The organism is Serratia sp. 2C06 (assembly GCF_050037615.1).
GTDB lineage: Bacteria > Pseudomonadota > Gammaproteobacteria > Enterobacterales > Enterobacteriaceae > Serratia > Serratia ureilytica.
The window spans coordinates 1,521,512-1,538,927 of the sequence record NZ_CP188299.1; the positions used below are offsets into that span (position 1 = coordinate 1,521,512).

Below are 17,416 nucleotides of genomic sequence, written 5' to 3' on the forward strand. Positions count from 1 at the left end.
ATTAACATTGCTTGCCACAGTAAACTGTGAAGTGTGGCAGAAAACGGCGGCGGGTAACGCGGGGAAGTTCACAGTTGTGCCCAACAAGATCTGAGGAATTCCCGCGGCTTAGCCGGTTGAGATGGATATTCGGCGTAAAAAAAACTAGTCTGCTAGCAGAGACAGAGGGAAATTTCCCACGGAGATGCAGAGTTGAGGTGCATGATGTTAGAGCGAATTTGCCAACTGTCCCGCGAGGCGGGGGCGGCGATCATGGCGGTGTACGACGGTGAACAACCGCTTGATGTCGCACAGAAAAAAGATGACTCACCGGTGACGGCGGCCGATCTGGCGGCGCATCACATCATCAAGCGCGGCCTGGCGGCCCTGACGCCGGAGGTGCCGCTGCTGTCGGAAGAGGATCCGCCGGCGTGGGAAGAGCGCCGCAACTGGACGCGCTACTGGCTGGTCGATCCGCTGGACGGCACCAAAGAGTTCTTGCATCGCAATGGCGAGTTCACGGTCAATATCGCCCTGATTGAAGACGGGCAGGCGGTGATGGGCGTGGTGTACGCCCCGGCGATCGACGTGTTGTATCTGGCGGAGCGCGGCAAGGCCTGGAAAGAAGAGAAGGGCGTGCGGCAGGCGATCGGCGTCAGCAACGCGCATCCGCCGCTGGTGGTGGTGAGCCGCTCGCATATCGACGACGAATTGAAAGACTATCTGCAGCAGCTGGGCGAGCACCAGACCGTGTCCGTCGGTTCCTCACTGAAGTTCTGCCTGGTGGCGGAAGGCAAGGCGCAGCTCTATCCGCGCTTCGGGCCAACCAATATTTGGGATACCGCCGCAGGACACGCGGTGGCGGTGGCCGCCGGGGCGCAAATTCACGATTGGCAGGGCAAGCCGTTGCTCTATACCCCGCGTGAATCTTTCCTCAACCCCGGCTTCCGGGTTTCGCTGTTCTGAGTCAGTTCGCCAACAGCTGGTGCAGCTTGGACATCACCTGCTGCACCTCTTCCGGCGTCAGCGCGCCGTCTTTGGCGAACTGAATGCGCCCTTGCTTATCCAGCACCACGATGGCGGAACCTTTCGGCTGCAGATCCCAGGCTTTGCGCACGTTGCCGTCGCTGTCGACGATAAACTGCGACCACGGGAACTCTTTCTTGCTGTCTTCGATGCTGCTGCGCACGAACATGGCGGTGCCCATCAGGGCATCGTCGGTGTTGACGATTGTCGTCGTTTGGTAACGATCGTGTGGTAGTTTCGCCTTCTTAATCGCTTCAATCAGTGGGTCGTTCATGTCTTTGGCGGAGCTGCGACCGGCAATGTGCTGTATCACCCGCACTTTTCCACTGAGCTGCGCGCTGTTCCAATTCTGGTAGCTAAAATTACCGTCAGCGTAATTGAGCTCTCCTTTATCGCTGACGCCAACCGGCGCCACGCGCTGCTGGAGCTGGAAGTTGTGCGCGGAAGCGAAAAGCGGGGCGAGCAGCAGGGATACCATCAGCATGCGACTTGTTTTCATGCTTTCTCCTTGTAAATGGGGGAATTTGTGCGACAGCACTTCGACAGCCTAAAGCATAGGATGTGATAAGAGGTCTGTCCTGTTAACCGGATCGCAGTTTTTCCCTTGGTTCGCTAATCATCAGATTTTGAAGGGATATCCTGAAAACGTTATAAATCATCATATACAATTCTGTCAAAAAGTGTAAATCCAGTGCAGATCACCGGGCGGAAGTGAACGATCTGGTCTTTACTGGGTCTACTACATGCAATCAAGTTGCGTTCTGAATTTCGAGGCTGCCACCTTTGGCGGCTCGCTGAGCGCATGGATCAACGGGAGGAGCGTAAAAGAATGAGAATCTTCCAGCGTTATAACCCTTTGAAAGTGGCGAAGTACGTTAAGACCCTGTTTCGCGGAAGGCTGTATATCAAGGACGTGGGCGCATTTGAATTCGACGAGGGGAAAATCCTGCCGCCGAAGATTCGCGACAAGCGCCATTTCAGCGTGATGTCCGAAGTGAACCGCCAGGTGCTGCTGCTGCAGGCCGAGGTCGGCTGAACACGGCGCTGACAGCGGTAAAAAAATGCGGCCCCGATGGGGCCGCTGATGTTTTTGTCCTTCGCGCCGTCAGGCCGCAGGCGTGTCGTCCGGCGCTTTCGGCAGCACCGCCGCCGGTTTGTCGCTCAGTCGGGTGACCAGCAGCTGATCTATCTTGTAGCTGTCGATATCCACCACTTCGAACTTGTAGCCGGCGTATTTGACGAAGTCGGTGCGTTTCGGGATCTTGCGCAGCATGTACATCATAAAGCCGCCAATGGTTTCGTAGTTGCCCGCCTGCGGGAACTCGTCGATATCCAGCACGCGCATCACGTCGTCGATCGGCGTGCCGCCTTCAATCAGCCATGAGCTTTCGTCGCGCGCCACGATCTGCTCTTCCTGGCCCTGGCCGACCAGATCGCCCATCAGCGTGGTCATCACGTCGTTAAGGGTGATGATGCCCACCACCAACGCATATTCATTGAGGATCACCGCGAAGTCTTCGCCGGCGGTTTTGAAGCTTTCCAGCGCTTCGGACAGCGTCAACGTGTCCGGCACGATCAGCGCCGAGCGGATCTGCACGCCGCTGCTCAGCACCAGGCTCTGGTTGCCCAGCACGCGGTTCAGCAGGTCTTTGGAATCGACGTAACCCACCACCTGATCGATATGGCCGTCGCACACCAGGAACTTGGAGTGCGGATGGGTCGAGACCTTCTCCTTGATGCTCTCTTCGCTTTCGCGCAGATCGAAGTACACCACGCTTTCGCGCGAGGTCATCGAAGACGGCACGGTGCGCGATTCCAGTTCGAACACGTTTTCAATCAGCTCGTGCTCCTGCTTGCGCAGCACGCCCGCCAGGGCGCCGGCTTCTACCACCGCGTAGATGTCATCGGAGGTGATGTCGTCTTTACGCACCATCGGCAGCTTGAACATGCGGAAGATCAGGTTGGCCATGCCGTTGAAGAACCACACCAGCGGGCGGAAGATCATGATGGAGAAACGCATCGGGTTGATGATCCGGACGGCGACCGTCTCTGGTGCAATCATACCGATGCGCTTCGGGGTCAAATCGGCGAACAGGATAAACAGGCTGGTCACCAGCACGAAGGAGCAGATGAAGCTGACCTGTTCCGCCAGTTCGGGCGACAGGAAGCGAATAAAGAACTGTTGGAAGGTGCCGGAAAACGCCGCGTCGCCGACGATACCGCCGAGGATGGCCACGGCGTTCAGGCCGATCTGCACCACGGTGAAGAAGATGCCTGGGGTTTCTTGCAGTTTAAGCACTCTGGCGGCGTTGATGTTGCCTTCGTCCGCCATCAGCTTCAGTTTGATCTTGCGCGAGGCGGCCAGAGAGATTTCCGACAGTGAGAAAAACGCACTCACCGCGATCAGAAAAAGAATCAGTAAAATACTGTTTAACATAATCTATCCATACGTGCCGACGGGATGCCGGCGCTCTTGAGGAAGGGTAGTACATAGTAAAAAAAGCAGCGATAACAACCAGAAGAGAAGCTATCGGGCCGCAGAAGCGGCCCGTACAGTATAGCAGTTGCCCCACAGGGGCCGCCAGCGGTTAAAAAAGTGCCGCCGGCCGGCATCGGATCAGCCCTGCGGCGGCAGGCAAACGCCGATGCCGCCCAGCCCGCAGTAACCTTCCGGGTTTTTGAACAGGTACTGCTGGTGATCGTCTTCCGCATAATAGAACGGCAGCGCCGGCGCGATCTCGGTGGTGATGACGCGCTTGTCGCCCGCCGCCGCCATCGCCTGCTGGAAGCGTTGCAGGCTGCTTTCCGCCTCGGCCTGCTGCTCTGGGCTCAGCGTGTAAATCGCCGAGCGGTACTGCGTGCCGACGTCGCCGCCCTGGCGCATGCCCTGCGCCGGATCGTGATTTTCCCAGAACACCTGCAGCAGCTGCTTGTAGCTGACGACCTGCGGATCGAACACCACGCGCACCACTTCGGCGTGGCCGGTCTGGCCGCTGCACACTTCGCGGTAGGTCGGGTTCGGCGTGTAGCCGCCGCTGTAGCCGGCGGCGGTGCTGTAGACGCCCGGCTGTTGCCAGAACAGACGCTCAACGCCCCAGAAACAGCCCATGGCGAAGATCGCCACTTCCATGCCGGCCGGCACCTGAGTCATCGAGTGTTCGGTGACGACGTTGAGCGTTGCGACAGGCATTGGCGTGGTGCGGCCAGGCAGCGCGCTTGCCTTATCGACGGTTTGTGATTTATCAAAAAATGGCACCACGGTTGACTCCTGTTGTCACAGTAAGAATTGACCCTACATGGCGGCGGTTCGGTTGTATCTCACCGCGTCTTTGCCCACAATAAGCGGCAAGTGGGATTTTGTATAAGCTTAACGCAGTATTTTGAGCGCCAAAAGTGAAGAATTCGCCTGTTGCGCGGCGGCAAAGCGCGGCGGGCGGCGTCCGGAAGAAGGTTGAAGAGGGCTGCCGTCATGATAGCGCGGAGTCTGCCCTGGCCCCGGAGCGAACACCATAACAGGAAAGTAAAATCAATAAGGAGAACACGTGCCAAAGTACCCGGTCATGTGCTTGATATCTGTGTTGCTTGCGGCACCTGCAGCCTATGCGGCCAACGTGCGGCTGCAGGTGGAGGGGTTAAGCGGAGAGTTGGAAAAAAACGTCCGGGTGCGGCTGTCGTCGATCACGCCTGAAGAGGTCGGCACCGACGGTCGCTTCCGCGCACGGGTGGATGAGGCGGTGCGCCAGGGGCTGCGCGCGCTCGGCTATTACCAGCCGACCATCGAGTTTACGCTGGACGATCGGCCGGGGATGTCGCGTCCGGTGCTGCATGCCAAGGTCAATCCGGGCGAACCGGTGCGCATCGCCGGCGCCAACATCGTGCTGGAAGGCGGTGCGAAGACCGATGAGGACTACCTGGCGCTGGTAAAGAAGGATCGGCCGACCATCGGCGAGATCCTCAACCACGGCAAGTATGACAGTTTCAAAGGCTCGCTGACCGGCCTGGCGCTGCGCAAGGGTTACTTCGACGCCGATATGACCAAAAGCCAACTCGGCGTGGCAGAAGATCTGCACAAGGCGTTTTGGGATATCGATTTCAACAGCGGCGAACGTTACCGCTTCGGCAAGGTGAAATTCACCGGTTCGCAAATCCGCGAAGACTATCTGCAAAATCTGGTGCCCTTTCATCAGGGGGATTACTACAGTTCGGAGGATTTGGCCGAGCTGAACCGCCGTTTGTCCGCCACCAACTGGTTCAACTCGGTGGTGGTGTCCCCTGATTTCAACGATGCCAAAGAGAACAAGATTTTGCCGTTGGACGCGCTGGTAACGCCGCGTACGCGCAATACCATCGAAACCGGTATCGGTTACTCCACCGACGTCGGCCCGCGGGTGAAAGGCACCTGGAAAAAGCCCTGGCTCAACGATCGCGGCCACAGCCTGGAAACCAGCGCCAGCGTGTCGGCGCCGGAGCAGCAGCTGGATCTGACCTATAAGATCCCGCTGCTGAAGAATCCGCTGGAGCAGTATTACCTGCTGCAGGGCGGGCTCAAGAACGTCGACCTTAACGACACCAAATCCGTGACCTCCAAAGTGGTGGCTTCGCGCAACTGGGATCTCTCCAGCGGCTGGCAGCGGGCGATCAACCTGACCTGGCGCTGGGATAACTTTACCCAGGGCAACGTCAGCAACACCACCATGCTGCTGTACCCCGGCGTCAGCTTCAACCGCACCCGCTCGCGCGGCGGCCTGATGCCGACCTGGGGCGACAGCCAGCGCTACTCCATCGACGTATCCGACACCACCTGGGGCTCGGGCGTGGACTTCGCGCTGATGCAGGCGCAGAACGTCTGGATCCGCACGCTCGCCGACAAGCATCGTTTCGTGGCGCGCGGGCAGGTGGGATGGATAGAAACCAACGACTTCGACAAGGTGCCGCCGGATTTGCGCTTCTTCGCCGGCGGTGACCGCAGCATTCGCGGCTACAAGTACAAAGACATTTCTCCGCGCGGCGACGACGGCAAGCTGACCGGCGCCTCCAAGATGCTGACCGGCTCGCTGGAGTATCAATACAACGTGACCGGCAAATGGTGGGGGGCGATGTTCGTCGATTCCGGTGAAGCGGTGAACGATATCAAGCAGAGCAACTTCAAGACCGGCGCCGGCGTAGGCGTGCGCTGGCAGTCGCCGGTGGGGCCGGTGAAGCTGGATATCGCCGCGCCCGTGGGAGACAAGGACACTCACGGGATGCAGTTCTACATCGGTTTGGGGCCTGAACTATGAGCCTGGTTAAAAAGATTTGTCTCGGATTTCTGGTCGTTCTGCTGCTGCTGATCGGCGGACTGGCCTTTCTGGTGGGGACCACCACCGGTTTGCATATGGTCATCAACGGCGCGGCGCGCTGGGTGCCGGGGCTGGAGATCGCCGGCGTCAGCGGCGGCTGGCGCGATCTGACGCTGAAGGGCGTGAAGTATCAGATGCCGGGCGTGACGGTCAACGCCGGGCAATTCCATCTGTCCCTCGATCTCTCCTGCTTTAAACGCAGCTCGCTGTGCGTCAACGCCTTGACTGCTCAGGACGTGGACGTGGCGGTGAACACCAAAGAGATGGCGCCCTCCGCGCCGGTGGAGGAGAGCAGCGAGCCGACCACCAATCTCAGTACGCCTTATCCGATCACCCTGCGCCTGTTGGCGCTGAACAACGTCAAGGTCACCGTCGACGACACCGCCATTTCTCTGGCCGAGTTCCGCACCGGCGCACAGTGGCAAGAGCGTGCGCTGACGCTGATGCCGACCAAGATCGGCTCGTTGCTGATCGCCTTGCCGAAAACGCCGCAAAATCCGTTGCCGGAAGCGGTGCAACCGGCGGTCGAGGTGGCGAAAAAGGTCGGTGAGCAGGTTACCGACGCGGCGAAACCGGCGCCGCAGCCGGAAGAGAAGCCGCTTGGCGAAACGCTGAAGGAACTGTTCGCCAAACCGCTGTTGCCGGATCTGCCGGACATCCGCCTGCCGCTGGATATCACCGTGAAAGAGATCAGCGGCGAACAGCTGCGCTTGACCGGCGATACCGACGTGCTGATCACGAGTCTGTTGCTGCAGGCCAGCACGCAGGATCAGCATATCCAGCTGGACAACTTCGACGTGAAGTCGCCGCAGGGTACGCTGTCGGTGCAGGGGCAGGCGACCCTGACCGGCGATTGGCCGGTGGCCCTGACCGCCAACAGCGCGTTGAACATCGACCCGTTGAAGGGCGAGAAGGTGAAGCTGAACATCGGCGGCGGGTTGCGTGATGAGCTGAAGGTCGCGCTGAACCTGTCCGGCCCGGTCGGTGCCCAGCTTGATGTGCAAACCCGGCTGGCCGAAGCCGGCCTGCCGCTGGCGCTGACGCTGCAGAGCAAACAGCTGAAATGGCCGCTGAGCGGCGAGGCGCAGTACCAGGTTAACGATTTCCGCCTGCGCTTTAACGGCAAGGCGACCGACTATGCGTTGTCGACGCGCGCTAATCTGAAAGGTCAGGATCTGCCGCCGGCGGTGCTGACGCTGGACGGCAAAGGCAACGTCGAGCAGTTCAAGCTGGAGCGCCTGCGGCTGGCGGCGCTGCAGGGTAATACCGATCTCACCGCGCTGGTGGACTGGAGCAAGGCCATCAGCTGGAACTCGCAATTGACGCTGAGCGGCATCAATACCGCCAAGCAGTGGCCGGAATGGCCGGCGAAACTCGACGGCAAGATCACCACGCGCGGCAGCCTGCACGGCGGCAGCTGGCAGCTGCAGGTGCCGGTGCTGCAGCTGGACGGCAACGTGAAGCAGAACAAGGTCACGGCGCGCGGCACGCTGAGCGGCAACGCCGCCGGGCAGTGGAAAATCCCCGGCATCGATCTGACGTTGGGGCGCAACCAGCTGAACGTCAAAGGACAGCTGGACGAGAAGAGCTGGAACCTGGACGCCAACATCGACGCGCCGCGTCTGGACGGCGCGCTGCCGGGCCTGGGCGGCACCGCCAAAGGGCTGCTGAAGCTGCGCGGCAATCTGCAGGCGCCTCAGCTGCTGGCGGATTTGACCGCCTCCGGTTTGCAGTGGCAGGCGCTGCGCATCAACCGGGTGAAGATCGACGGTGACGTGCGCTCCACGGATCAGATCCAGGGGCAGTTGGCGGTTCGCGTCGAGCAGCTGAAGCAGGACGCGCTGGAAGTCAGCCTGCTGACCCTGGACGCCAAAGGCAGCGAGAAGCAGCATCAGCTGCAGTTGAAGATCGACGGTAAGCCGGTCTCCGGCCAGCTGGCGCTGCAGGGCAGCTTCGATCGTCAGCAGCAGCGCTGGCGCGGCAATCTGAACAATACCCGCTTCGATACGCCGGTGGGGGAGTGGCGCCTGACGCGCGCCATCGCGCTGGACTACCTGAACACCGCGCAGAAAATCAGCATCGGGCCGCACTGTTGGCAGAACCCGAATGCCGAGCTGTGCGTGCCGAAGACCATCGAAGCCGGCCAGAGCGGCCAGGCCAGCGTGGTGCTCAACCGGTTCGATCTGGCGATGATCAAGCCGTTCCTCGGCCCGGAGACCGCCCTGAGCGGCGTGTTCACCGGCCGGGCCGACGTCAGCTGGAAACCGGGCGGCGCGCTGCCGGAGGCGAAGGTCACGTTGGCCGGCAACGGCGTCAAGGTGGTGCAGCAGGTGCAGGGCAACGCGCTGCCGATCGCCTTCGATACGCTGACCCTCAACGCCGGTCTGAACAACGGCCGCGCGCAGGCCGACTGGCGGATCAAACTGACCAACAACGGCCAGTTCGACGGCAATATCCAGGTGGCGGATCCGCAGGTGCGGCGCACCATCAGCGGCAACGTCAATATCACCAACATTTCGTTGGCGCTGATCAACCCAGCGCTGATGAAGGGCGAAAGCGCGGCGGGCATGCTGAACGCCAACCTGCGTCTGGGCGGCAGCGCGCAGAAGCCGCTGGTGTTCGGGCGTCTGGCGTTGGATCGGGCGAAGGTGCAGGGCCACTGGATGCCGTTCGATATGACCGACGCGCGGCTGGCGGTGAATTTCAATGGCATGACCTCGACGCTGGAAGGGCTGCTCAGCACCACGCGCGGCCAGCTGAATCTGGCGGGCGATGCCGACTGGCGTGACATCAACGCCTGGCGTGCGCGCATTGCCGCCAAGGGCGACAAGCTGCGGGTGACGGTGCCGCCGATGATCCGCATCGACGTGTCGCCGGATCTGGTGTTCGAAGCCACGCCGCAGCTGTTCTCGCTCAACGGCAAGGTCGACATCCCTTGGGCGCGCATCACGGTGCAGGAGCTGCCGGAAAGCGCGGTGGGCGTCTCTTCCGACGAAGTGATGCTGGACGACCAGCTGAAGCCGATTCAACCGAAGACCGCCTCGATTCCGATCAACAGCAACCTGATGATCCACGTCGGCAATGACGTGCGGCTGGACGCCTTCGGCCTCAAAGCCCGCTTGAAGGGTGATTTGAAAGTGGTGCAGGACAAGAAAGGGCTGGGCCTCAACGGCCAGATTGACATCCCTTCCGGTCGCTTCCATGCTTATGGTCAGGATTTGATCGTGCGTAAAGGGCAGCTGATGTTCTCCGGCCCGCCGGATCAGCCGCTGCTCAATATCGAAGCGATCCGCAACCCGGAATCCACCGAGGACGACGTGACCGCCGGCGTGCGCGTGACCGGCCTGGCGGATGCGCCGAAGCTGGAAGTGTTCTCCGATCCGGCCAAATCGCAACAGGAAGCCCTGTCTTATCTGCTGCGCGGCCAGGGCTTGAACAGCTCAGGCGCCGACGGCAACGCCATGACGTCGATGTTAATCGGCATGGGGGTTGCACAAAGTGGTCAACTTGTGGGTAAAATCGGCGAGGCATTCGGCGTGAGTAATTTGGCTCTGGACACTCAAGGGGTTGGCGACAATTCCCAGGTTGTCGTGAGCGGCTATGTCCTCCCAGGCTTACAAGTAAAATATGGGGTGGGCATTTTCGACTCGCTGGCCACGCTGACGTTGCGTTATCGCCTGATGCCTAAGTTGTATCTTGAAGCGGTGTCTGGTCTCGACCAGGCATTAGATTTGCTCTATCAGTTTGAGTTTTAGCGATGCGAATAATTGTCTACGGCAGTTTACGACGCAAACAGGGAAACAGCCATTGGATGACCAACGCCCAATGGCTCGGCGAGCACGAGCTCGAAGGCTATCAGATTTACAATCTGGGCCATTACCCGGCGGCGATCCCTGGAGAGGGCACGATACATTGCGAGGTGTATCGTATTAACTCATCGATTCTGGCAGAGCTGGACGAACTGAAAAGCAACACCAAGGACTATAAGCGCGAGCTGATTCAGACGCCTTATGGGAGTGCGTGGATCTACCTGTACAAACACAGCGTGGACGGTTACCCGCGAATTACCAGCGGTGACTGGCTGAAGCGTCTCGAAGAACAGTAAGAAAAAAAACACCGCTCAATGAGCGGTGTTTTTTCATCGGACGGCGGCTGGAATTACTTCTTGGCAGCGCGTTCGAAGGAGGCGATGATTTCCGCTTTAGCCGCGGCAGCGTCTGCCCAGCCTTCCACTTTCACCCATTTGCCTTTTTCCAGATCTTTGTAGTGCTCGAAGAAGTGAGCGATCTGGGCTTTCAGCAGTTCCGGCAGGTCGTTCACGTCTTTCACGTGATCGTACTCTTTGGTCAGCTTGCTGTGCGGCACCGCAACCAGCTTGGCGTCTTCACCGGCTTCGTCGGTCATTTTCAGCACGCCAACCGGACGGCAGCGGATCACGGAGCCCGGCTGCAGCGGGTATGGGGTTGGAACCAGCACGTCAACCGGGTCACCGTCCAGAGAGAGGGTGTGGTTGATGTAGCCGTAGTTGCACGGGTAGAACATCGCGGTGGACATGAAACGGTCAACGAACAGCGCGCCGGTTTCTTTGTCGATTTCGTATTTGATTGGATCGGCGTTGGCCGGGATTTCGATTACTACGTAGATGTCTTCCGGCAGGTCTTTGCCAGCAGGGACCAGATTCAAGCTCATGTCGGTTTCCTTTAATCATCAAACCAGAAATGGAGTGGCGGCTATTATAGCGGACTCTTTTGCGATTTCCTGCCCTTTTCATCGTTGAAAACCCAGCGTGCCGGCGCAGGGATAATTTCCAGATTAATCCCGCCGCGGCATGAAGTTTTGCCTCCGCCTGCCGATAACTTCAACTAACAATAATGAGCCAGCAAAGCTGGCTCCGCGTTTTGCCACCCCTACTACGTCTGATCTCACTATTCTGAAGCCGGGAAGAACTCATGCTAAAAAAGATTACGGTGAAGGCTGGGCTGATCGCCCTGCTGAGCCTGATGACCATGCTGCTGATCATGGTCAGCGTTATTGGCGTCAACGCGATTAACGAAGGATCGCGCTCGATCCATACCTTAAACCAGATCCTCGGCGAAGAGCTGGGCTCGCTGGCCAACAGCTCCAACCTGACGCTGCGCGCCCGCACCGCCGCCTCGCTGGCGGTGCGCCAACGGGAGATCGGCCAGACTGATGTCTCCGACGCCACCGTGGGCCGCATCTACGGCTACCTCGAGCAGTCGAACAAGGAAATGGCGCGCTTTGTCGGCGTCGGCACCGTGACCGAGCGCGGCCGCGAACTCTCCAGCCGCCTGCAAAACAGCTATCGCGCCTATCTGGAGCAGGGCGTGAAGCCGATGGCCGCCGCCATCAAGGCCGGCAAGATCGATGAGTATTACCATATCCAGGAGACGCGCATTTCCGCCTTGAGCATCGCGTTTGAAAAGGATCTCACCGATTTCCGCAGCTTCGCCATGAAGCTCGGCGAGAAGCAGGTGTATGAGGCGGAAAGCAACGCCAGCACCAAGATCTCGCTGATCGTGGTGGCGGGCCTGCTCAGCGTGCTGTTGGCGTTGCTGGCCTGGTTCGCGCTGCGCGTGATCATTTTGCGTCCGCTGGATGAGTCCATCGCGCAGCTGGAACACATCGCCGGCGGCGATCTGACCCACGAGATCCGCGGCGAGGGCGATACCGAGATGGGGCGCCTGGTGCGGGCGATGCAGCGCATGCAGCAGGCGCTGGCCAGTTCGGTCAGCAAAGTGCGCGACGCCAGCAGCCAGATCGACACCGGTTCGCGCGAACTGGCGGCCGGCAACCTGCATCTGGCGCAGCGCACCGAAGAATCGGCCGCGTCGCTGGAAGAGACCGCCGCCAGCATGGAACAGCTGACCTCGACGGTGAAAATGAACGCCGAGAACTGTGAACAGGCCAACCAGCTGGCGCTGAGCGTGTCCGATATCGCCAACCAGGGCAGTGAGGTGGTCAGCCAGGTGATGAGCAAGATGCAGGCGATCACCGACAGCTCGCGCCGCATCGCCGATATCATCAGCGTGATGGACGGCATCGCCTTCCAGACCAACATCCTGGCGCTGAACGCGGCGGTGGAAGCCGCGCGCGCCGGCGAACAGGGCCGCGGTTTCGCGGTGGTGGCCGGTGAAGTGCGCAACCTGGCGCAGCGCAGCGCCCAGTCGGCGAAAGAGATCAAAGGGCTGATCGAAGCGTCGCAAAACCGGGTGCAGGAAGGCGAACAGATGGTGGAGTCGGCGGCGCAGACCATGAGCGGCATCACCGGTGAAGTGGGCCGGGTGACGGCGTTGATGCGTGAGATCTCGGCGGCGACGCGCGAACAAAGCAGCGGTATCGAACAGGTGAACCTGGCGGTGGCGCAGATGGATCAGGTGGCGCAACAGAATGCGGCGCTGGTGGAGGAGTCTGCGGCGGCGACGCGCTCGCTGGAAGATCAGGCTCAGCTGCTGGCGCAGAGCATGGCGGCGTTCAAGCTGTAAGGCAATAAGGGTTCGGCAAGGCGCCGAACCCTGGCAAAGAACGCGTTACTCGTCCGGGTTTTCGGCGATGAAGCGTTCTGCGTCTTCCACCATCGACTTGGTGCCGACGAAGAATGGCGCGCGCTGGTGCAGTTTCACCGGCGTGATGTCCAGAATGCGGTTTTTGCCGTCGCTGGCCTTGCCGCCGGCCTGTTCGGCCAGGAACGCCATCGGGTTGCATTCGTACAGCAGGCGCAGCTTGCCTTGCGGGTGGCTGGCGGTGCTTGGGTAGATGTAGATGCCGCCTTTCAGCAGGTTGCGGTGGAAGTCCGCCACCAGAGAACCGATGTAGCGCGAGGTGTAAGGGCGCTGTGTCGCTTCATCCTGCTCCTGGCAGTACTTGATGTATTTCTTCACGCCGAGAGGGAACTTGATGTAGTTGCCTTCGTTGATGGAATACATGTTGCCGCTCGCCGGGAAACGCACTTTCTCGTGAGAGAGACAGAACACGCCCAGAGACGGATCGTACGTGAAGGCGTGGACGCCGTAACCGGTGGTGTACACCAGCATGGTGGACGAACCGTAAACCACGTAACCCGCTGCGACCTGGGCGCTGCCCGGCTGCAGGAAGTCTTCTTCGGTCACCGGCGTGCCGACCGGCGTGATGCGACGATAGATAGAGAAAATCGTACCGACCGAGACGTTGACATCGATGTTGGACGAACCGTCCAACGGATCCATCAATACGACATACTTGGCATTTTCAGCTCGCTCGCCGTCGAATATCACGATTTCATCTTCTTCTTCGGAAGCGATACCCGCAACTTCACCACGCGCTTTCAACGCCGCTTTCAGTTTTTCGTTCGCGTACAGGTCCAGTTTCATCTGAACTTCGCCCTGTACGTTGGACACCCCGCTGGTCCCCAGAATATCAACCAGGCCGGCCTTGTTGATGTCGCGGTGAATGATTTTGGCGCCCAGTTTAATGGCAGAAAGTAACGCGGTCAGCTCGCCGGTGGCGTGCGAGAAGTCGTGCTGTTTCTCGACGATAAATTCGCCTAACGTTTTCATGACACAATCCCTGAATCTACGGATGGATAGCGGCCTGTTAACAAACCGCCAACGTTTTCGCGAGCAGTGTAGCCCAAAGATGCGCGCCATTCATAGGCAAATCCATTTCTTCTGGACGATTCTGAGCGTTAGAATATGCCGACATTCGATGCACTCACATGAGAAACCTATGCGCATTCACATTCTTGGGATCTGTGGCACCTTTATGGGCGGGCTGGCGATGCTGGCGCGCTCACTGGGGCATGACGTCACCGGTTCGGACGCCAACGTCTATCCGCCGATGAGCACGCTGCTGGAGAACCAGGGGATCGATCTTATTCAGGGTTATGATCCGGCCCAGCTGGATCCGGCGCCGGATCTGGTGATCATCGGCAACGCCATGACGCGCGGCAACCCGTGCGTGGAGGCGGTGCTGGAGCGTGGTATCCCTTACGTTTCCGGCCCGCAGTGGCTGCACGACGCCGTGTTGCGCGATCGCTGGGTACTGGCGGTCGCCGGCACCCACGGCAAAACCACCACCGCCGGCATGGCGACCTGGATCCTCGAAGCCTGCGGCTACCAGCCGGGCTTCGTCATCGGCGGCGTGCCGGGCAACTTCGACGTCTCGGCTCGCCTCGGCGGCAGCCCGTTCTTCGTGATCGAGGCCGACGAGTATGACTGCGCGTTCTTCGACAAGCGCTCCAAGTTCGTGCACTACAGCCCGCGCACGCTGATCATGAACAACCTGGAGTTCGACCACGCCGATATCTTCGACGATCTGAAAGCCATTCAGAAACAATTCCACCACCTGGTGCGCCTGGTGCCGGGCAAAGGCAAGATCATCCTGCCGGACAACGACAGCCACCTGAAGCAGGTGATGGCGATGGGCTGCTGGAGCGAACAGGAGCTGGTGGGCGAAGAGGGCACCTGGCGCGCGCAGAAGCTGACGCCGGACGCCAGTCATTACGCGGTGTTCCTCGACGGCGAGCAGGTCGGCGAAGTGAACTGGGCGCTGGTGGGCGAGCACAACATGCATAACGGCCTGATGGCCATCGCGGCGACCCGTCACGTTGGCGTGCAGCCGGCGGACGCCTGCCGCGCCTTGGGCGACTTCATCAACGCCCGTCGCCGCCTGGAGCTGCGTGGCGAAGCCAACGGCGTCACGGTCTACGACGATTTCGCGCACCACCCGACGGCGATCCTGGCCACTCTGGCCGCGCTGCGCGGCAAGGTAGGCGGCACGGCGCGCATTCTGGCGGTGCTGGAGCCGCGATCCAACACCATGAAAATGGGCATCAGCAAAAACGATCTGGCGCCTTCGCTCGGCCGTGCCGATGAAGTGTTCCTGTTCCAGCCGCATCACATTCCGTGGCAGGTTGCGGAAGTGGCGGATGCCTGCGTGCAGCCGGCGCACTGGAGCGCGGATCTCGACACGCTGGTGGAGATGGTGGTGAAAACCGCACAGCCGGGCGACCACATTCTGGTGATGAGCAACGGCGGTTTCGGCGGCATTCACGATCGCCTGTTGGACGCGTTGGCGAAAAAGCAGGAACCGAAGGTGACCTACTGATTGTTCAGCCGCATAAGCCAACCTAAGGGCCGCATTCGCGGCCTTTTTTACGCCCATAAAAAAGCCCTCGCGAGCGAGGGCAACGGGGTTCGTCGGATAGGACGACGAGAGGGTCTCTGGGAAATCGGCGTTTGCGTCAGAACTCGGCAGTGGCAGTGACGAGGGTAATCAGCTCTGCAAAGCCGTTCCCAGAGTTGTTATTTGTAAATCTCGGCGGTGGCGTGGTAGTTGCCTTCGTTACGCGCTTCGATCACGCGGTAGGCGGTCGCGCCTTTAGCATCTGCTTTCTCCGACAGCGCCTGGCGAATGTCGGTCGGTGCGCCGTCGATACCGCTGACGGTAATGGTGCCGATAGATTGCAGATTGGCGGTCTGATCGTTAGTCACCAACTGGGCGGCAGACGCGCCAAAGGAGATGACAGACAGCAAACCGAGTGCAGCGAGAGTAGTTTTCATGTTCATGATAGCGATCCTTGGTCATAACAGCCTGGAAGGGCTTGGCAGCGATTTTTATTCTTGAAGGCCGTTATGACAGCGTTTGATTCCAGAGATGTATTGCCCGTTGCCGGGTAATGCCGGTACTTATTTGTAGATTTCAGCGGTTGCGTGGAAGTTGCCGTCGTTGCGCGCTTCGATCACGCGGTAAGCGGTTGCCCCTTTGGCGTCGGCTTTATCGGACAGCGCCTGACGAATGTCGGAAGGCGCAGCGGCGACGCCGCTCACGGTGATCACACCGGCGGGCTGCAGTTTTGCGGCCTGGGTTGCGTCAACAGATTGTGCTGCGAATGCGCCAAAGGAAAGCATGGACAGAACGCTCAGGGTTGCAACGGTAGCTTTAATTTTCATCATCTCACCTCATCGTATTCTTTTATCAGTTCCAACGAACTGTGATTCAGTTCACGGAAATGAGTATACAGCTAGTAACGTGAAAAATTAATAGTTCGCTAACAGTTGCTAGTGAAACTTTAAACCGATGAACCTTATTTTTTATAACTACAAGGAATAAAAAACGCTCATAAAACGATCTTTCGATGTTAAATTTATGTAATTTCAATAAGGTAAGTGCTTTTGACCAAAAGTGCGGAAGATCACAGTGGGTACTGCTGGTTACATGGATATGTCATGGAAATGTGTTGTTGCGGGATAAAAAAGCAGTGTTAAACGCGGTTGAAGGCCGGAAAGGTAACGCGAGGGTTAAAGAAGCGCTAACAAAATGCGGGCGGTAGCCGCACTTTGTTAGCGCCAGGTTTCACAGCTCTTGCTCGAACACGCCCAGGATCGCTTCATGCAGCTTCTGAGCGGTAAAGCCGCTGGACGGCGTGACGAAAATCGTGTCGTCGCCGGCGATAGTGCCGAGGATGCCCTGGGATTTGCCCAAGGAGTCAAGCAGGCGGGCGATCAGCTGTGCGGCGCCCGGACTGGTGTGGATCACCACGACGGCGTCGTTATGGTCGACGTCCAGCACCAGGTTCTTCAGCGGGCTGGTGGTGGTCGGCACGCCGAGTTCGGCAGGAAGGCAATACACCATTTCCATTTTGGCATTGCGCGTACGTACCGCACCGAACTTGGTCAGCATGCGCGATACTTTGGATTGGTTAATGTTTTCGAAGCCTTCTTCTTGCAGCGCCAAAACGATCTCGCCTTGAGAACTGAATTTTTCTTCTTTCAATAACGCTTTGAACGTCTTGATCAGATCTTCCTGTTTTGCGGGATTACGCATTTTGCACCGTGGAATGTTGATAATGGAAGTCATGATTATGCATATAGATGAATTTTTATGCAACAAAGGCCGACCCAAAGAAAATAAACATGACCGGGCGGCGAGGAAAGGGCGGCATTTTAACAAAATCCGGCCGTGATGAATATGCCCTTTTGACGTCGGAAAATCGGCCTGCGCTGGTAAATAAAATGTTATTAAAATGATGTTGTTCTGATGTTGCGTAAGGGTGTAATGTAACGGCCGGTTAACTT

15 protein-coding genes are annotated in these 17,416 nt (G+C 59.0%); 7 read left to right on the forward strand and 8 right to left on the reverse strand.

What is annotated here, in order from left to right; all coding sequences use genetic code 11:
* The first annotated feature begins 204 nt into the window (after nucleotides 1-204).
* Nucleotides 205-945 (forward strand): 3'(2'),5'-bisphosphate nucleotidase CysQ, encoded by a 741-nt coding sequence (gene cysQ / locus ACP3TA_RS07615; protein WP_033644177.1) that lies wholly within the window; start codon nucleotides 205-207, stop codon nucleotides 943-945.
* Nucleotide 946: 1 nt separating this feature from the next.
* On the opposite strand, the gene ACP3TA_RS07620 is transcribed toward cysQ, so the two are convergent.
* Nucleotides 947-1,504 carry a YtfJ family protein gene (locus tag ACP3TA_RS07620; protein WP_025159587.1) on the reverse strand — a complete coding sequence of 186 codons (558 nt, stop codon included), beginning with the start codon at nucleotides 1,502-1,504 and terminating at the stop codon, nucleotides 947-949.
* 330 nt (nucleotides 1,505-1,834) lie between these two features.
* On the opposite strand from ACP3TA_RS07620, the gene ACP3TA_RS07625 reads away from it, so the two are divergent.
* Entirely contained in the window at nucleotides 1,835-2,041 is a 207-nt protein-coding gene (locus ACP3TA_RS07625; protein ID WP_033641639.1) for a DUF1107 domain-containing protein, read from the forward strand.
* 69 nt (nucleotides 2,042-2,110) lie between these two features.
* On the opposite strand, the gene ACP3TA_RS07630 is transcribed toward ACP3TA_RS07625, so the two are convergent.
* Both ACP3TA_RS07630 and msrA read right to left on the reverse strand, forming a co-directional pair.
* On the reverse strand, nucleotides 2,111-3,442 hold the full coding sequence (locus tag ACP3TA_RS07630; protein WP_033641641.1) for a hemolysin family protein: 1,332 nt from the start codon (nucleotides 3,440-3,442) through the stop codon (nucleotides 2,111-2,113).
* 180 nt (nucleotides 3,443-3,622) lie between these two features.
* Nucleotides 3,623-4,261 (reverse strand): peptide-methionine (S)-S-oxide reductase MsrA, encoded by a 639-nt coding sequence (gene msrA / locus ACP3TA_RS07635; RefSeq protein WP_089195519.1) that lies wholly within the window; start codon nucleotides 4,259-4,261, stop codon nucleotides 3,623-3,625.
* 304 nt (nucleotides 4,262-4,565) lie between these two features.
* Here msrA and tamA point away from each other — a divergent pair, with 304 nt between their 5' ends.
* The 3 genes from tamA to ACP3TA_RS07650 are packed head-to-tail and all read left to right on the forward strand — an operon-like array spanning nucleotide 4,566 to nucleotide 10,449.
* Nucleotides 4,566-6,284: an autotransporter assembly complex protein TamA gene (tamA, locus tag ACP3TA_RS07640; protein WP_169539905.1), complete on the forward strand. Its 1,719-nt coding sequence runs from the start codon at nucleotides 4,566-4,568 to the stop codon at nucleotides 6,282-6,284.
* The gene (gene tamB / locus ACP3TA_RS07645; protein ID WP_033641644.1) at nucleotides 6,281-10,099 is read left to right on the forward strand and encodes an autotransporter assembly complex protein TamB; all 3,819 of its coding nucleotides are present in this window, start codon (nucleotides 6,281-6,283) and stop codon (nucleotides 10,097-10,099) included. The genes tamA and tamB overlap by 4 nt, the downstream gene beginning before the upstream one ends.
* A gap of 2 nt (nucleotides 10,100-10,101) precedes the next feature.
* On the forward strand, nucleotides 10,102-10,449 hold the full coding sequence (locus ACP3TA_RS07650) for a gamma-glutamylcyclotransferase family protein (RefSeq protein ID WP_025159589.1): 348 nt from the start codon (nucleotides 10,102-10,104) through the stop codon (nucleotides 10,447-10,449).
* A gap of 53 nt (nucleotides 10,450-10,502) precedes the next feature.
* Here ACP3TA_RS07650 and ppa read toward each other — a convergent pair whose 3' ends face one another.
* Nucleotides 10,503-11,033, reverse strand: coding sequence for an inorganic diphosphatase (ppa, locus tag ACP3TA_RS07655; protein ID WP_004933594.1), 531 nt, complete (start codon nucleotides 11,031-11,033; stop codon nucleotides 10,503-10,505).
* Between the two features lie 260 nt (nucleotides 11,034-11,293).
* Here ppa and ACP3TA_RS07660 point away from each other — a divergent pair, with 260 nt between their 5' ends.
* Nucleotides 11,294-12,847, forward strand: coding sequence for a methyl-accepting chemotaxis protein (locus tag ACP3TA_RS07660; protein ID WP_033651483.1), 1,554 nt, complete (start codon nucleotides 11,294-11,296; stop codon nucleotides 12,845-12,847).
* A 45-nt stretch (nucleotides 12,848-12,892) separates the two neighbouring features.
* Here the strand turns inward: ACP3TA_RS07660 and fbp are convergent, their stop codons facing one another.
* Nucleotides 12,893-13,897, reverse strand: a complete 1,005-nt coding sequence (gene fbp / locus ACP3TA_RS07665; protein WP_004933587.1) for a class 1 fructose-bisphosphatase — start codon at nucleotides 13,895-13,897, stop codon at nucleotides 12,893-12,895.
* Nucleotides 13,898-14,066: 169 nt separating this feature from the next.
* On the opposite strand from fbp, the gene mpl reads away from it, so the two are divergent.
* On the forward strand, nucleotides 14,067-15,446 hold the full coding sequence (gene mpl, locus ACP3TA_RS07670; RefSeq protein ID WP_033651482.1) for a UDP-N-acetylmuramate:L-alanyl-gamma-D-glutamyl-meso-diaminopimelate ligase: 1,380 nt from the start codon (nucleotides 14,067-14,069) through the stop codon (nucleotides 15,444-15,446).
* 197 nt (nucleotides 15,447-15,643) lie between these two features.
* On the opposite strand, the gene yhcN (ACP3TA_RS07675) is transcribed toward mpl, so the two are convergent.
* The 3 genes from yhcN (ACP3TA_RS07675) to argR all read right to left on the reverse strand — a co-directional run bounded on the left by yhcN (ACP3TA_RS07675) (nucleotide 15,644) and on the right by argR (nucleotide 17,165).
* Complete coding sequence (gene yhcN / locus ACP3TA_RS07675) at nucleotides 15,644-15,907, reverse strand: peroxide/acid stress response protein YhcN (RefSeq protein WP_025305042.1); 264 nt, start codon at nucleotides 15,905-15,907, stop codon at nucleotides 15,644-15,646.
* Nucleotides 15,908-16,027: 120 nt separating this feature from the next.
* Nucleotides 16,028-16,291 (reverse strand): peroxide/acid stress response protein YhcN, encoded by a 264-nt coding sequence (gene yhcN, locus ACP3TA_RS07680; protein WP_004933574.1) that lies wholly within the window; start codon nucleotides 16,289-16,291, stop codon nucleotides 16,028-16,030.
* 403 nt (nucleotides 16,292-16,694) lie between these two features.
* On the reverse strand, nucleotides 16,695-17,165 hold the full coding sequence (gene argR, locus ACP3TA_RS07685) for a transcriptional regulator ArgR (RefSeq protein ID WP_016929335.1): 471 nt from the start codon (nucleotides 17,163-17,165) through the stop codon (nucleotides 16,695-16,697).
* Nucleotides 17,166-17,416: the final 251 nt, after the last annotated feature.

Bases quoted from the DNA above. Each gene is read 5' to 3' on its own strand.
- ACP3TA_RS07620 (WP_025159587.1), bottom strand. From the start codon at position 1,504: ATGAAAACAAGTCGCATGCTGATGGTATCCCTGCTGCTCGCCCCGCTT.
- ACP3TA_RS07625 (WP_033641639.1), top strand. From the start codon at position 1,835: ATGAGAATCTTCCAGCGTTATAACCCTTTGAAAGTGGCGAAGTACGTT.
- tamA (WP_169539905.1), top strand. From the start codon at position 4,566: ATGTGCTTGATATCTGTGTTGCTTGCGGCACCTGCAGCCTATGCGGCC.
- yhcN (WP_025305042.1), bottom strand. From the start codon at position 15,907: ATGAACATGAAAACTACTCTCGCTGCACTCGGTTTGCTGTCTGTCATC.
- cysQ (WP_033644177.1), top strand. From the start codon at position 205: ATGTTAGAGCGAATTTGCCAACTGTCCCGCGAGGCGGGGGCGGCGATC.
- ppa (WP_004933594.1), bottom strand. From the start codon at position 11,033: ATGAGCTTGAATCTGGTCCCTGCTGGCAAAGACCTGCCGGAAGACATC.
- tamB (WP_033641644.1), top strand. From the start codon at position 6,281: ATGAGCCTGGTTAAAAAGATTTGTCTCGGATTTCTGGTCGTTCTGCTG.
- yhcN (WP_004933574.1), bottom strand. From the start codon at position 16,291: ATGAAAATTAAAGCTACCGTTGCAACCCTGAGCGTTCTGTCCATGCTT.
- fbp (WP_004933587.1), bottom strand. From the start codon at position 13,897: ATGAAAACGTTAGGCGAATTTATCGTCGAGAAACAGCACGACTTCTCG.
- ACP3TA_RS07650 (WP_025159589.1), top strand. From the start codon at position 10,102: ATGCGAATAATTGTCTACGGCAGTTTACGACGCAAACAGGGAAACAGC.
- mpl (WP_033651482.1), top strand. From the start codon at position 14,067: ATGCGCATTCACATTCTTGGGATCTGTGGCACCTTTATGGGCGGGCTG.
- argR (WP_016929335.1), bottom strand. From the start codon at position 17,165: ATGCGTAATCCCGCAAAACAGGAAGATCTGATCAAGACGTTCAAAGCG.
- ACP3TA_RS07630 (WP_033641641.1), bottom strand. From the start codon at position 3,442: ATGTTAAACAGTATTTTACTGATTCTTTTTCTGATCGCGGTGAGTGCG.
- ACP3TA_RS07660 (WP_033651483.1), top strand. From the start codon at position 11,294: ATGCTAAAAAAGATTACGGTGAAGGCTGGGCTGATCGCCCTGCTGAGC.